The sequence below is a fragment of the Pseudomonas sp. P5_A2_2 genome (assembly GCF_054177685.1).
The window spans coordinates 1-14,753 of sequence record NZ_JBGCUL010000043.1; the positions used below are offsets into that span (position 1 = coordinate 1).

The window sequence follows — 14,753 nt, forward strand, 5'->3', positions numbered from 1 at the left end:
GGGCATTGCCGGCGCCGAGGGCCGGGGTATCGACCACGTCCAGCGCACCGTAGCCCATGGCCTCGAATACCCGGTGCACGTTCTGCTGGCGATCCACGGTGACGATGACGATGGCACACGGAGTCTCGGCCATGATCCGCCGCGTGGCCTCGACGCCATCCATCACCGGCATGATCAGGTCCATCAGAATCAGGTCCGGTGTGTCCTGCGCGCACTGGCGCACCGCCTCGGCGCCATTGCCGGCGACCCAGACCACCTCGTGGGCCGGCTCGAATGCCAGGGCGCGGCGCAGGGCCTCCACCGCCATGGGCATGTCATTGACGATTGCGATCCTCATGCCCGCGCTCCTCCGATGAGCTCGACCACTGCATCGAGCAAGGCGTCGTCATGAAAACTGGCCTTGGCTAGATAATAGTCGGCCCCGGCATCCAGTCCACGGCGCCGGTCCTCTTCACGATCCTTGTAGGACACCACCATCACCGGCAACGATTGCAGGCGATTGTCCCGACGCAGCAGCGTGACCAGTTCGATGCCATCCATGCGCGGCATATCGATGTCGGTGATCAGCAGATCGAAATCCTCCGAACGCAGCGCGTTCCAGCCGTCCATGCCGTCCACCGCAACCGCCACGTCATATCCGCGATTGAGCARCAGCTTGCGCTGCAACTCTCGCACGGTCAGGGAATCGTCCACCACCAGAATTCGTTTGCGGGCCGCCTCGACCACCTGATCGCTGCGACGGGCAATGCGCTCCAGACGCCCAGTGTCGAGCAATTTATCCACCGAACGCAGCATGTCTTCGACATCGACGATCAGCACCACCGAACCGTCATCGAGCAAKGCCCCGGCGGAAATGTCCTGCACCTTGCCCAGACGCTCATCCAGTGGCAACACCACCAATGTCCGCTCACCGATAAACCGTTCCACTGCCACGCCGTAGATCGCATCGCGCTCGCGAATCACCACGACGCTCAGGGTTTGCCCGCTGTTCTGGCAGGCCGGACGTTGCAGCAACTGACTGGCCGCCACCAGGCCGACATGCCGGCCTTCGTGCCAGAAATGCTGGCGGCCTTCGACCTGCACGATCTCCGCCGGCTCCAGGTCGCACATGCGCTCGATATGCGCCAGCGGGAAGGCATAGGCTTCGTCGCCGACTTCCACCACGAGGCTGCGCACCACCGACAGGGTCAGCGGCACCTCAAGGTGGAAACGACTGCCCTCGCCCGCCGTCTGCTCCAGCACCACCGCGCCGCGCAACTGCCGGACCATGTGCTGCACCGCATCCAGGCCAACGCCGCGACCGGACACCTCGGTGACCGTGTCGCGCAAACTGAAACCGGGCAGGAACAGGAATGTCAGCAACTCCTCTTCGCTCAACTGAGCGGCGGTTTGCGCGGGCGACAAACTTCGTTCAACGATGCTGCGACGGACCTTTTCCAGGTCCACGCCATTGCCGTCATCGCTCAATTCAAGCACCAGCAAACCGGCCTGATGGGACGCGCGCAGGCGAATCAAACCTTCAGCCGGCTTGCCCGCCAGCAGCCTTTGTTCCGGGGTTTCGATGCCGTGGTCGACCGCATTGCGCAACAAGTGAGTCAACGGCGCTTCGAGCTTTTCCAGTACGTCGCGATCAACCTGAGTCTTCTCGCCTTCAATCTCAAGTCGCACCTGTTTGCCCAGATCACGCCCCAGATCACGGACCATACGCACCTGACCGGTCAGCACATCGGCAAACGGCCRCAYGCGACAGGCCAGCGCCGTGTCGTACAACACCTGTGCCCGCTGGCTGGCATGCCAGGCGAACTCATCGAGTTCGGCGTTCTTTTCCATAAGCAACTGCTGGGATTGCGCGAGCAAGCGCCGGGCATCCTCAAGGGTTTCCTGGGCCTCCAGGCTCAAGGCGTGATCCTTGAGATGCACGTTGAGACTCTCCAGTGCACGCAAGCTGTTGCTCTGCATGCGCTTGAGCCGCTGCATGGTCGCAAGGTGCGGTTTGAGCCGCTGGGTTTCCACCAGGGATTTGCTCGACAGATCGAGCAAGCTGTTCAGGCGCTCGGCGGTGACACGCAGCACACGTTCGCCGTTTTCGGTGGTGCGTGTGGTCTTGCGCGGGGCTGGCGCCGATGGCGGTTCGGCGGCAGTCATGGGCGGCTCGACCTTGGGCGCGGGTGCTTCGGGTTGAAGTTCGGCCATCACCGGTTCTGCTGGCGCAATCAACGGCGCCGTCGGGTCCAGTAACCGCGCCATCAATGCCACGTAGGCGTCGATGTCCACGTCCCCCGGCGTGCTGCCTGGCGTGGCAATGCGCATCAGCAAATCGGTGCCTTGCAACAACGCATCGATGTGCCCGGGACGCAGCACCAGGCGCCCTTCCTGGGCACTGACCAGGCAATCCTCCATCACATGGGCAACGCTGACCCCGGCATCGACGCCAACGATCCGCGCCGCCCCCTTGAGTGAGTGCGCCGCACGCATGCACGATTCAAGTTGATCGGCCAGGGTCGGGTCGCGCTCAAGCGCCAGCAGGCCGACACTCAAGACCAGGGTCTGGGCTTCGGCCTCCAGGCTGAACAGCTCCAGCAAAGAAGCGTCGCGCATTTGCTCGGGGGTCATGTGAGGCTCCGGGTCACGGCGGACAGCAGCTGTTCTTCATCCAGCCAACGCAGGCTGCGACCTTTGAATTGCAACACGCCACGGGTGTATTTGGCGCTGGCCTGAGCACCCGAGCGCGATGCGGTATCGAGGATGATTTCGTCAATGGCGTGAATCCCGTCGACTTCGTCCACCGGCACCACCAYTGGCCCGCCGTGGGCCGCGATGATCAGCATGCGCGGCATGACCCGCGTGCCGGACACAGCGCTGCCAGTGTCGTCGAGCCCGAGCAACTCCACCAACGACAGGCAGGCGACCAGCGCACCGCGCACATTCGCCACGCCGAGCAAGGCCCGGGAGCGCTGGTGCGGCAAGGAGTGAATCGCCTGCAGCGGCGCCACCTCGACCAGACTGCGCGTGGCCAGGCCCAGCCATTCTTCACCCAGACGGAACATCAACAACGAGCGGGTTTTCACCTCGCTCTCGACCGTGACGGACACTGGCCCGCGATCCTCCTGCTGCAACGCATAGCGATCGAGCAAGCGTGTGGCGGCCGCCGAATACACCGCACAATTGCGGCAATGAATATGCTCGGCCAGCAACGGGCAAGACTTGTCGCCATGGATACCGATACGGTTCCAGCAGTCGTCGATGGCCTGGGCATCCCGGGTGACGCTAAAGGTGTCGGAGGCGATCATCGTTTACGCTCACTGTCGGTGGTGCGTGCGCTACGGGCGGCACGTACCTGCAATCGCCTGGCTCCCGCCAMGTCGCCCTGGGCCTGCAGCAATGCAGCCAGGTGCATCAACGCTTCGGGATGTTGCGGTTCGAGGTACAACGCCTTGCGATAAAAGCCCTGGGCTTCGAGGACGTTTCCGACGACATCACTGAGCAGTCCCAGCCAATAGAACACCTGGGCTACCGGTTCATGACTGCGCAAATAGCTTTCGCAAGCGGCCCTCGCCTCGGCGCTTTTGCCTTCGTTGGCTAGCGCGGCGATGTTCGCCAGCAGCACGACCGTATCGACGCCAGACGTTTTCGGCGCAGAAGCCAGCGGCACAACACTGGCGAATGGACGACTGCGCGCTGGCGCAGGCGGTGGATTACGCAGCGGTTGCGGCACTGGCAATGGAGCAGGCACGAATGCCGGCAAGGGATCAGGGTCCGGAGCCCCCTGTCGACTGAACGCGAAGGACTGCGCGATACCGATCGAGCGCATCCCCAAACGCCCCAGCAGACTGCCTTCGGCCGGCCCGATAAACAGCACGCCGTCAACGTGGGTCAGGCCCTTGAGCACTTCGAAGACTTGCTTCTGGGTCGGCTGGTCGAAGTAGATCAGCAGGTTGCGACAAAACACGAAATCGAATGGCGGTTCACCAGCCAGCAAGGCCGGATCCAGCAGATTGCCGACCTGCAAGCGCACCTGCTCCTGCACACACGGGTTCAGGCGATAGTTGTCACCCTCGGCAATGAAATGGCGATCGCGAAACGCAATGTCGTCACCCCGAAAGGAATTCTTGCTGTACAAGGCGCGCCTGGCTTTTTCCACCGACAACGGGCTGACGTCCATGCCGTCGACCTTGAACTGGTGCGGCTTGAGCCCGGCATCGAGCAACGCCATGGCGATCGAGTACGGTTCTTCGCCAGTGGAACACGGCAAACTGAGAATCCGCAGTGCGCGCAGGTTGTTGATCCCGGCCAGACGCTTGCTCGCCAGCTTCGCCAGGGTGGCGAAGGATTCCGGATAACGGAAGAACCAGGTTTCCGGAACGATCACCGCTTCGATCAACGCCTGCTGCTCGTCCCGCGAGCCCTGCAAGGTGTGCCAATACTCATCGGCCGAAGGTGCTTGCGACGCTATGCTGCGTTGGCGCACCGCTCGCTCGATGATTGCCGGTCCCACCGAGGTCACGTCGAGTCCGRTACGCTCTTTGAGGAAGTCGAAAAAGCGCTGATCGCTGCTCATGACCGCTCCTCCAGCAGTGCCGGATCCAGTGGCGGCGAGGGAAACAACAAGGAGCGAACCTGTTCGTCCAGCAGATCGCTGACCCGTACCCATTGCAGCAAGCCCTGCTCGTCCTTGCGCACCGGCCCCAGGTAAGGCGTGTGCCGATTTTCCAGGCCGTAGGGCTGAAAATCCGCTGGATCGCAGCGCAAGGTGTCGGTCGCCTGTTCCAGAATCAATCCGAGCAGCTGTGCTTCGGTAGTTTCATCCGGGCGATAGTTGACCAGCACCAATCGCGTGCTGGTACGGGCCTGTGCAGGCGTACCGAACGTCAGTGCGCTCAAGTCGATCACCGGCACCACGGCGCCCCGATAGGCGAACACCCCGGCGACCCAGGCGGGGACATGGGGAATGGGCTTCAAGGGCAGGCGCGGCAGCACTTCCGCCACCTCGACGGCCTGCAACGCATAGCGCTCGCTGCCGATGCGGAACACCAGAAACAATGCATGCAGCGCCCGCTTCACGGCAGAGCGTTTGGCCGTGATTTCGCTCATCAGACTTTGAATCGCGAAACGCCGCTGCGCAGCCCGACGGCCACCTGGCTCAGCTCATCGATGGCGAAACTGGCCTGACGCAGAGACTCGACGGTCTGGCTGCTGGCATCGCCCAACTGTACCAGCGCATGGTTGATCTGCTCGGCGCCGGTGGCCTGGGCCTGCATGCCTTCGTTGACCATCAGCACCCGCGGCGCCAGCGCCTGAACCTGATGGATGATCTGCGACAACTGCTCGCCGACCTGCTGCACCTCGGACATGCCGCGACGCACTTCCTCGGAGAACTTGTCCATGCCCATGACCCCGGCCGATACCGCCGACTGGATCTCGCGCACCATTTGTTCGATGTCGTAAGTGGCCACCGCCGTCTGGTCCGCCAGGCGCCGCACTTCGGTGGCGACCACGGCAAACCCGCGCCCGTACTCCCCGGCCTTCTCGGCCTCGATGGCGGCGTTGAGCGACAACAGGTTGGTCTGGTCGGCGACCTTGACGATGGTCACCACCACCTGATTGATGTTGCCGGCCTTCTCGTTGAGGATCGCCAGTTTGGCGTTGACCAGATCGGCCGCGCCCATCACCGAGTGCATGGTTTCCTCCATGCGCGCCAGGCCCTGTTGCCCGGAGCCGGCGGCCACGGAAGCCTGATCGGCGGCGGTGGAGACCTCGGTCATGGTGCGCACCAGATCCCGGGAAGTGGCGGCGATCTCACGGGAGGTCGCACCGATTTCCGTGGTGGTAGCGGCGGTTTCAGTGGCGGTCGCTTGCTGCTGCTTGGAAGTGGCTGCAATTTCAGTGACCGACGTGGTCACCTGCACCGACGAACGCTGGGCCTGGGACACCAGAGATGTGAGCTCGGTCATCATGTCGTTGAAGCCGGTCTCTACCGCGCCGAACTCGTCCTTGCGCTCCAGATTCAGGCGGCTGCTGAGGTCGCCAGTGCGCATGATTTCGAGGATTTTCACGATGCGGTTCATCGGCGCCATGATGGCGCGCATCAACAACAGGCCGCAGAGGGCGGCGGCCAGCACCGCGATCACCAGGGAAATGCCCATGATGGCTTTGGCGGTGACCACCGCATCATCAATGGCCGCGATTTCTGTGTCCGCCACGGTCTTGTTATGCTGCAGGATGTCATTGACTTTCATTCGACCCGCTATCCAGGTCGGGGTCAGCTCACTGTGGAACATGTTGACGGCCTCGGCGTTCTGGTTACGTTTATGCAACTCGATCACCGCGGCCAGAATCCGGTGGTAGTCCTCATGAAGTTTTTCGAACGCTGCGTAATCGACCCTGTCTTCTTCGTCGGCCATCGTTGCACGGTAGAGGTCCATCTGCTCCTTCAACCGCTCGGCGAAGCCCTTGAAGTTCGCGGCATCCTCGGCAGTGAAGCCCTGCCCTTCCTCCAGGCCGAGCATGGCCTGCATGCGTACATAACTGTCGGACCACGCGCCACGAATCATCGAACTGTAATACACCCCTGGCAGAGCGTCCTCACGCACGCTGGCCTCGCTGTTTTCGATCGTCAACAGCCGGGAATACGAGACGACCACCATCAGCAACATGATGGTGATAATTACCGCAAAGCTCGCCAAGATGCGTTGGCGCAACGTCCAGTTCTTCACAGTCATTCCTCGGGGCTGATACGAAATGCGGGGGAGTATAGCTGAGGGCGGTGTTTCATTTATAAGACGCTTGCACACCACCGCTCATCCCACGGGCAAGCCGGGGGGCTCGGGATTGGGACTGTCCGCTAATTGAGGGGGCGGGTGCCAGGGATGATTGGGCAGAAAGAGACCGTGGAATGGTCATTGGATATGTGGTGCGACTGAAAACGCCATCGCGAGCAGGCTCGCTCCCACATTGAATCTCTGGCGTACACAAAATCTGTGATCACTGAAGATCCCCTGTGGGAGCAGCCGGTCGACGCTCGATTGCTCGCGATGGCGGGCTGAAGGTTTACAGGGAGGCCTGGCGAACCTGCTTCTCCAGTTCAGCTTTCAACCCCGGCTCCAGCTTGAGCTGCCGCGCCAGCTCATCGAGGTAGGCCTTCTCCATGAAGTTTTCCTCGTCCACCATCATCACGCTGGCGATGTACATTTCGGCGGCGATTTCCGGGGAGCGGGCGGCGCGGGAGACATCGCTCGGGTCCAGCGGCTTGTTGAGCTYGGCGTGCAGCCAGCGTTGCAGTTCCTGGTCGCTATCGAGCCGGGTGAATTCGCCTTCGATCAAGGCTCGCTCACGCTCATCGACATGACCGTCGGCCTTGGCCGCCGCCACCAGCGCCTTGAGAATCGCCTGACTGTGCAGCTCCACTTGCGCGGCCGGTACGCGGTCCAGGGTTTGCGGCTCCGTAGCGGCCACACCGCCCTGCTGCGCCTGCCAGTTACCCAAGGTTTTATAGGCCAGCACGCCCAACGCGGCGAGACCGCCGTAGACCGCAACCTTGCCCCCGACTTTACGGGCCTTTTTGCTGCCGAGCAGCAAACCCATGGCGCCGGCCGCCAATGCCCCGCCACTCGCGCCGGAGAGCAAGCTGCCGAGGGCACTGGTGCCACCGCTCGCACCCTTTTGCTGTGAGCTGCCGGCCTTGTTCTGCAACAGGTCCTGGCCGGACTTGAGTAGTTGATCGAGCAATCCACGGGTGTTCATTTGCCGCCTCCACAAGACGTTTAACCTGAAACCAAGGCCACCAGCCTAGATCGAAAGTACCCACGTCCCGTGCGCGAGAGTGCTTCCAGATGTTGCATCGCCAAGTCACCTGGCGCTGCCCATCGAAAAAAAAGATATACACTCCAAAAAATCGATAAAAACAGCCCACCGGGTGCTTTCCCATGATGACCTTGCGTCAGATCCGTCATTTCATCGCCGTGGCCGAGACCGGCTCGATCTCGGCCGCCGCGCAAACCGCGTTCATTTCCCAGTCGACCCTGACCCTGGCGATCCAGCAACTGGAGGAGGAAATCGGCGTCAGCCTGTTCAGCCGCCACGCCAAGGGCATGACCCTGACCCACCAGGGCCATCAATTCCTGCGTCAGGCGCACTTGATCCTGGCCACTGTGGATAACGCCAAGCGCAGCCTGCAACAGAGCACCGATCAGGTCGCCGGACAGTTGATCGTCGGCGTGACCAGCCTGGTCGCCGGTTATTACCTGGCGGATTTGCTCACCCGTTTCCAGCGTGCCTACCCCAACGTGGAAATTCGCGTGATGGAAGACGAGCGCCCCTACATCGAGCATTTGCTGGTCAGCGGCGAGATCGATGTCGGCGTGTTGATCCTGTCCAACCTCGAAGACCGCCACGCCCTGCAGACCGAAGTGCTGACCCATTCGCCGCACCGACTATGGCTGCCGGCTCAGCACCCGCTGCTGGAACACGACAGCATCAACCTCGCCGACGTGGCTCGCGAGCCATTGATTCAGCTTAACGTCGATGAAATGGACCGCAACGCCCAGCGCATGTGGTCGGCAGCCTCGCTGCAACCGCGCATCACCCTGCGCACGGCCTCGACCGAAGCGGTGCGAAGCCTGGTGGCCGCCGGATTAGGTGTGTCGATCCAGCCCGACATGACGTATCGCCCGTGGTCACTGGAAGGCGACATCATTGAAGCCCGGCCGATAGCCGACCTCAGCCAGACCCTCGATGTCGGCCTCGCGTGGCGTCGTGGCACCGCGCGGCCGGCGCTGGTGGACCCCTTCCTCACGGTCGCCCGCGAACAACCCCACGGCGGGCGCAAGCCATCTATTTAATCGAACGCCACCTTCGGTATTTAGTATTTGTTGTCCTCGGGCCCGCGAACTAGTCTTGTTGCATCCAATAAAGACGGCCGGGCCCCAGTCACAGGGAGCACTGCCATGTCTACACAACAAGCCACACAAAAAAAGAGAACCCGAAAAATGGCTGGCGCGCAGACCCCGTTGTTCACCGCCCTGTTGATCGATGGAGAACTGGTCTCTGGGCAAGGCATTGTCGAGCCAATCCTCAACCCGGCCACCGGCGAAGTCCTGACGCAGATCGCCGAAGCCAGCATCGAACAAGTCGAAGCTGCCATCCTCGCCGCCCACCACGCGTTTGCCGGTTGGTCGCGGACCACACCGCAGCAACGCTCGAACCTGTTGCTCGACATCGCCAACGCCATCGAAAAAAACGCTGACCAACTCGCCCGCCTCGAAGCCCTGAACTGCGGTAAACCGTTGCACCTGGCCCGCCAGGATGACCTGAATGCCACGATCGACGTGTTCCGCTTCTTCGCCGGTGCCGTGCGTTGTCAGACCGGCCAGCTCAGCGGCGAATACCTGCCGGGCTACACCAGCATGGTGCGCCGCGATCCTATCGGGGTCGTGGCGTCGATTGCGCCGTGGAACTACCCGATCATGATGGCCGCATGGAAAATCGCCCCGGCCCTCGCCGCCGGCAACACCCTGGTGTTCAAGCCGTCGGAACACACGCCGCTGTCGATCCTCGCCCTGGCGCCAGCGCTGGCCGAGATCCTGCCACGGGGTGTGATCAACATCGTTTGCGGTGGTGGCGAAGGCGTTGGCAGCCACCTGGTGAGCCACCCTAAAGTGCGCATGGTGTCGCTGACAGGCGATATCGTCACCGGGCAAAAAATCCTCCAGGCCGCATCGAAAACCCTCAAACGCACCCACCTCGAACTCGGCGGCAAGGCCCCGGTGATCGTCTGCAACGATGCCGACATTCAGGCCGTGGTCGAAGGCGTGCGTACCTACGGCTATTACAACGCTGGTCAGGATTGCACCGCCGCCTGCCGGATTTACGCCCAGGCCGGGATTCATGACCGTTTGGTGGCCGAACTCGGTGCCGCCGTCAGCAGCCTGCGCTTCGCCGGCAAGCGCGACGCCGACAATGAAATCGGCCCGCTGATCAGCACCCGCCAGCGTGACCGCGTGGCCAGTTTTGTCGAACGCGCCCTCGGTCAGCCGCACATCGAACGGGTGACCGGTGCAGCCGTGCATTCCGGCGCCGGCTTCTATTACCAGCCGACCCTGTTGGCCGGATGCAAGCAAGGCGATGAAATCGTCCAGCGCGAAGTGTTCGGGCCGGTGGTCACCGTGACCCGTTTCGACGGACTGGAACAAGCGGTGGACTGGGCCAACGATTCGGAATACGGCCTGGCCTCGTCGGTCTGGACCCAGAACCTCGACAAGGCCATGCAGGTCGCAGCGCGCCTGCAGTACGGCTGCACCTGGATCAACAGCCATTTCATGCTGGTCAGCGAAATGCCCCATGGCGGCCTGAAGCGTTCGGGCTACGGCAAAGACCTGTCCAGCGATTCGCTTCAGGACTACAGCGTGGTGCGGCACATCATGGCCCGCCATGGCGAGCATCTCTGACTACGCTAATAACAAGCCACCAACGGCATGCTTCACCACGCTCAAGACACTGCCCCGACCATAATTAAAGAAGAGGGAATTCCCATGTTCGTGCACAAGACCGCACTGCTCAGTGCAATCACCACCGCACTGCTCGCCAGCGCCAGCGTCCAGGCCGCCGAGCCGCTCAAAGCTGTCGGGGCGGGCGAGGGCCAACTGGATATCGTGGCCTGGCCTGGCTACATCGAACGTGGCGAGAGCGACAAGGCCTACGACTGGGTGACCGGTTTCGAGAAGGAAACCGGCTGCAAGGTCAACGTCAAGACAGCGGCCACCTCCGATGAAATGGTCAGTCTGATGGCCAAGGGCGGTTACGATCTGGTCACCGCGTCCGGCGACGCTTCCCTGCGCCTGATCGTCGGCAAGCGTGTACAGCCGATCAACACCGCGTTGATCCCGAACTGGAAAAACCTCGACCCGCGCCTCAAGGATGGACCCTGGTACGTGGTCAACAAGCAGACCTACGGCGCCCCGTATCAGTGGGGCCCGAACGTGTTGATGTACAACACCAACGTGTTCAAGACCGCGCCCACCAGCTGGGGCGTGCTGTTCAATGCCGAAGACCTGCCGGACGGCAAGCCGAACAAGGGTCGCGTGCAGGCCTATGACGGCCCGATCTACATCGCCGACGCTGCGCTGTACCTGAAGACCGCCAAGCCGGAACTGGGCATCCAGAACCCCTACGAACTGACCGAAGCCCAATACAAGGCCGTGCTCGACCTGCTGCGCGCCCAGCAGCCGTTGATCCACCGCTACTGGCACGACACCACTGTGCAAATGAGCGACTTCAAGAACGAGGGCGTGGTCGCTTCTGGCGCGTGGCCGTATCAGGTCAACGGCCTGATGAACGAAAAACAGCCAATCGCCTCGACCATCCCGAAAGAAGGCGCCACCGGTTGGGCCGACACCACCATGATGCACGCCGAGGCCAAGCACCCGAACTGCGCCTACAAGTGGATGGACTGGTCGCTGCAACCGAAAGTCCAGGGCGACGTAGCGGCGTGGTTCGGCTCGCTGCCAGCGGTTCCGGCGGCGTGCAAGGAGAGCGAACTGCTCGGTGCCGAAGGCTGCAAGACCAACGGTTTCGACCAGTTCGACAAGATCGCCTTCTGGAAAACCCCGCAGGCTGAAGGCGGCAAGTTCGTTCCGTACAGCCGCTGGACCCAGGACTACATCGCGATCATGGGCGGCCGATAACCCGCCCTCCCCTGTGGGAGCGAGCTTGCTCGCGATGGCGGTGTGTCAGTCGACAGAGATACTGACTGTTCTGCCCTCATCGCGAGCAAGCTCGCTCCCACAGTAGATCAGCGCCATTGCCGCTAACGCGCACGGCTTACAGATAGAAGATGTTCGTTTTTTCAGAAGTCCAGGCAGGGCCGCTGCGACGGCCTTCGTCTTTTTGGAGCACCGCACCATGACGCTTGCAGTCCAGTTCACCAACGTTTCCCGTCAATTCGGCGAAGTGAAAGCCGTAGACCGGGTTTCCATCGACATCCAGGACGGCGAGTTCTTCTCCATGCTGGGGCCTTCCGGCTCGGGCAAAACCACCTGTTTGCGCCTGATCGCCGGCTTTGAACAACCGAGCGCCGGTTCCATCCGTATTCATGGCGAAGAGGCCGCCGGCCTGCCGCCCTACCAGCGCGACGTGAACACCGTGTTCCAGGATTACGCGCTGTTCCCGCACATGAACGTTCGCGACAACGTCGCCTATGGTTTGAAAGTCAAAGGTGTCGCCAAGGATCAACGCCTCAAGCGCGCCGCAGAAGCCCTCGACATGGTCGCCCTCGGCGGCTACGGCGAGCGCAAGCCGGTGCAGCTCTCCGGCGGTCAACGCCAGCGCGTGGCCCTGGCCCGCGCCCTGGTCAACCGTCCACGGGTGTTGCTGCTCGACGAACCCCTCGGTGCCCTCGACCTGAAACTGCGCGAGCAAATGCAGGGCGAGCTGAAAAAGCTGCAACGCCAGCTCGGCATCACGTTCATCTTCGTCACCCATGACCAGACCGAAGCACTGTCGATGTCCGACCGCGTGGCCGTGTTCAACAAAGGCCGCATCGAGCAAGTCGACAGCCCGCGCAACCTGTACATGAAACCGGCCACCACCTTCGTCGCGGAATTCGTTGGCACCTCCAATGTGATTCGCGGTGACCTGGCCAGGCAGCTCAGTGGCAATCCGCAGCCGTTCTCGATTCGCCCGGAACACGTGCGATTCGCCGAAGGCCCGCTGGCCAGCCACGAAATCGAAGTCACTGGCTTGCTCCACGATATCCAGTATCAGGGCAGTGCCACCCGCTACGAGCTGAAACTGGAAAACGGCCAAACCCTGAACATCAGCAAGGCCAACAACCAATGGCTGGACACCAGTGCACAGCACCAGACCGGCCAGCGCATCAGCGCTCGTTGGGCGCGTGAAGCCATGATCGCATTGCACGACACCGTTGCGGGCGGGGTGTGACATGAACACCCTGGCTATCTCTCAAACCCGATCGGGCAGCTCGCCGTTGCGCCGGTTCTCCAACCTGCTGTATCGCCGGCCAAACCTGTACCTGTCGATGCTGCTGGTGCCACCGCTGCTGTGGTTCGGCGCGATCTACCTGGGCTCGTTGCTGGTGCTGCTGTGGCAAGGTTTCTACACCTTCGATGACTTCACCATGGCGGTCACACCCGACCTGACCCTGGCCAACTTCACCGCGCTGTTCCAGCCGTCGAACTTCGACATCATCCTGCGCACCCTGGGCATGGCGGTCGTCGTGTCGATGGCCAGCGCCGTCGTCGCGTTCCCGATTGCCTACTACATGGCGCGCTACACCACGGGCAAGACCAAGGCGTTTTTCTACATCGCGGTGATGATGCCGATGTGGGCCAGTTACATCGTCAAGGCGTACGCCTGGACGCTGCTGCTGGCCAAGGGTGGCGTGGCGCAGTGGTTCGTGCAGCACCTGGGGCTGGAACCGGTTCTGCAGTTCGTGCTGGGCATTCCGGGGGTTGGCGGCAGCACCTTGTCGACCTCGCACCTGGGGCGCTTCATGGTGTTCGTCTACATCTGGCTGCCGTTCATGATCCTGCCGATCCAGGCCTCGCTGGAACGCCTGCCGCCATCGTTGCTGCAAGCCTCCGCCGACCTCGGTGCCAAGCCGCGCCAGACCTTCACGCAAGTGATTCTGCCACTGTCGATCCCGGGCATTGCCGCAGGTTCGATCTTTACCTTCTCGCTGACCCTGGGCGACTTCATCGTGCCGCAACTGGTCGGCCCGCCCGGCTACTTCGTTGGCAGCATGGTGTACGCCCAGCAAGGTGCTATCGGCAACATGCCGATGGCGGCCGCCTTCACCCTGGTGCCGATCGTACTGATCGCCATTTACCTGTCCATCGTCAAACGACTGGGGGCCTTCGATGCACTCTGAGAAAGCTTCCATAGGTCTGCGCATTGCAGCCTGGGGCGGGTTGCTGTTCCTGCACTTCCCGATCCTGATCATCTTCCTGTACGCCTTCAACACCGAAGACGCGGCGTTCAGCTTTCCGCCCAAGGGCTTCACCCTCAAGTGGCTCAGCGTGGCGTTCTCGCGGCCGGACGTACTCGAAGCCATCAAGCTGTCGTTGCAGATCGCCTCGATTGCCACCCTGATCGCCATGGTCCTCGGCACACTGGCATCCGCCGCGTTGTACCGCCGGGACTTCTTCGGCAAGCAAGGCATCTCGCTGATGCTGATCCTGCCGATTGCCCTGCCGGGGATCATCACCGGGATCGCGCTGCTGGCGACCTTCAAGACGCTGGGCATTGAACCTGGGATGTTCACCATCATCGTCGGCCACGCGACCTTCTGCGTGGTGATCGTCTACAACAACGTCATCGCCCGCTTGCGCCGCACGTCCCATAGCCTGATCGAAGCCTCGATGGACCTTGGCGCCGACGGCTGGCAAACCTTCCGCTACATCATCCTGCCGAACCTCGGCTCTGCGTTACTGGCCGGCGGCATGCTGGCGTTTGCCCTGTCGTTCGACGAAATCATCGTCACTACCTTCACCGCTGGCCATGAACGCACCCTGCCGCTGTGGCTGCTCAACCAGCTCAGCCGCCCACGGGACGTGCCGGTAACCAACGTCGTGGCGATGCTGGTGATGATCGTGACCATGCTGCCGATTCTTGGTGCCTATTACCTGACGCGCGGTGGTGAGAGCGTTGCGGGGAGTGGTGGGAAATAACTGACAACTCAATTCCCAATGTGGAAACCGGCCCTTGTGGGAGCGAGCTTGCTCGCGATAGCGGTGTGTCAG

At 62.1% G+C, this 14,753-nt stretch carries 13 protein-coding genes; 6 read left to right on the forward strand and 7 right to left on the reverse strand.

Annotated elements, in window-relative coordinates; all coding sequences use genetic code 11:
* From ACXRVY_RS06390 to ACXRVY_RS06420, 7 genes are all read right to left on the reverse strand, one after another.
* A partial coding sequence (locus ACXRVY_RS06390) for a response regulator (RefSeq protein ID WP_458237127.1) occupies positions 1-337 on the reverse strand: 337 nt, incomplete at its 3' end.
* Positions 334-2,613 carry a response regulator gene (locus ACXRVY_RS06395; RefSeq protein WP_458237128.1) on the reverse strand — a complete coding sequence of 760 codons (2,280 nt, stop codon included), beginning with the start codon at positions 2,611-2,613 and terminating at the stop codon, positions 334-336. The genes ACXRVY_RS06390 and ACXRVY_RS06395, both read right to left, overlap by 4 nt.
* Positions 2,610-3,290, reverse strand: coding sequence for a chemotaxis protein CheW (locus ACXRVY_RS06400; RefSeq protein WP_458237129.1), 681 nt, complete (start codon positions 3,288-3,290; stop codon positions 2,610-2,612). Before ACXRVY_RS06400 ends, ACXRVY_RS06395 begins: the two co-directional genes overlap by 4 nt.
* Entirely contained in the window at positions 3,287-4,558 is a 1,272-nt protein-coding gene (locus ACXRVY_RS06405) for a CheR family methyltransferase (protein WP_458237130.1), read from the reverse strand. Before ACXRVY_RS06405 ends, ACXRVY_RS06400 begins: the two co-directional genes overlap by 4 nt.
* Positions 4,555-5,091 carry a chemotaxis protein CheW gene (locus ACXRVY_RS06410; RefSeq protein ID WP_223458297.1) on the reverse strand — a complete coding sequence of 179 codons (537 nt, stop codon included), beginning with the start codon at positions 5,089-5,091 and terminating at the stop codon, positions 4,555-4,557. The genes ACXRVY_RS06405 and ACXRVY_RS06410 overlap by 4 nt, the downstream gene beginning before the upstream one ends.
* Positions 5,091-6,713 (reverse strand): methyl-accepting chemotaxis protein, encoded by a 1,623-nt coding sequence (locus tag ACXRVY_RS06415; RefSeq protein WP_223458295.1) that lies wholly within the window; start codon positions 6,711-6,713, stop codon positions 5,091-5,093. The genes ACXRVY_RS06410 and ACXRVY_RS06415 overlap by 1 nt, the downstream gene beginning before the upstream one ends.
* 334 nt (positions 6,714-7,047) lie before the next feature.
* Positions 7,048-7,740 (reverse strand): tellurite resistance TerB family protein, encoded by a 693-nt coding sequence (locus ACXRVY_RS06420; protein WP_458237131.1) that lies wholly within the window; start codon positions 7,738-7,740, stop codon positions 7,048-7,050.
* A gap of 182 nt (positions 7,741-7,922) precedes the next feature.
* Between ACXRVY_RS06420 and ACXRVY_RS06425 the strand changes: the two genes are divergently transcribed.
* The 6 genes from ACXRVY_RS06425 to ACXRVY_RS06450 all read left to right on the forward strand — a co-directional run bounded on the left by ACXRVY_RS06425 (position 7,923) and on the right by ACXRVY_RS06450 (position 14,681).
* Positions 7,923-8,837 carry a LysR family transcriptional regulator gene (locus ACXRVY_RS06425; protein ID WP_007975056.1) on the forward strand — a complete coding sequence of 305 codons (915 nt, stop codon included), beginning with the start codon at positions 7,923-7,925 and terminating at the stop codon, positions 8,835-8,837.
* A gap of 147 nt (positions 8,838-8,984) precedes the next feature.
* Positions 8,985-10,442, forward strand: coding sequence for a gamma-aminobutyraldehyde dehydrogenase (locus ACXRVY_RS06430; protein ID WP_223458467.1), 1,458 nt, complete (start codon positions 8,985-8,987; stop codon positions 10,440-10,442).
* Positions 10,443-10,526: 84 nt separating this feature from the next.
* Positions 10,527-11,678: a putative ABC transporter substrate-binding protein YdcS gene (gene ydcS, locus ACXRVY_RS06435; protein WP_223458291.1), complete on the forward strand. Its 1,152-nt coding sequence runs from the start codon at positions 10,527-10,529 to the stop codon at positions 11,676-11,678.
* Positions 11,679-11,895: 217 nt separating this feature from the next.
* Positions 11,896-12,933 (forward strand): ABC transporter ATP-binding protein, encoded by a 1,038-nt coding sequence (locus tag ACXRVY_RS06440; RefSeq protein ID WP_223458289.1) that lies wholly within the window; start codon positions 11,896-11,898, stop codon positions 12,931-12,933.
* Position 12,934: 1 nt separating this feature from the next.
* Positions 12,935-13,882, forward strand: coding sequence for an ABC transporter permease (locus ACXRVY_RS06445; RefSeq protein WP_223458287.1), 948 nt, complete (start codon positions 12,935-12,937; stop codon positions 13,880-13,882).
* Entirely contained in the window at positions 13,872-14,681 is an 810-nt protein-coding gene (locus tag ACXRVY_RS06450) for an ABC transporter permease (RefSeq protein WP_223458285.1), read from the forward strand. The genes ACXRVY_RS06445 and ACXRVY_RS06450 overlap by 11 nt, the downstream gene beginning before the upstream one ends.
* Positions 14,682-14,753: the final 72 nt, after the last annotated feature.

Coding starts and splice junctions, on each gene's coding strand:
- ACXRVY_RS06450 (WP_223458285.1), top strand. CDS start 13,872: ATGCACTCTGAGAAAGCTTCCATAGGTCTGCGCATTGCAGCCTGGGGC.
- ACXRVY_RS06445 (WP_223458287.1), top strand. CDS start 12,935: ATGAACACCCTGGCTATCTCTCAAACCCGATCGGGCAGCTCGCCGTTG.
- ACXRVY_RS06430 (WP_223458467.1), top strand. CDS start 8,985: ATGGCTGGCGCGCAGACCCCGTTGTTCACCGCCCTGTTGATCGATGGA.
- ACXRVY_RS06410 (WP_223458297.1), bottom strand. CDS start 5,091: ATGAGCGAAATCACGGCCAAACGCTCTGCCGTGAAGCGGGCGCTGCAT.
- ACXRVY_RS06425 (WP_007975056.1), top strand. CDS start 7,923: ATGATGACCTTGCGTCAGATCCGTCATTTCATCGCCGTGGCCGAGACC.
- ydcS (WP_223458291.1), top strand. CDS start 10,527: ATGTTCGTGCACAAGACCGCACTGCTCAGTGCAATCACCACCGCACTG.
- ACXRVY_RS06440 (WP_223458289.1), top strand. CDS start 11,896: ATGACGCTTGCAGTCCAGTTCACCAACGTTTCCCGTCAATTCGGCGAA.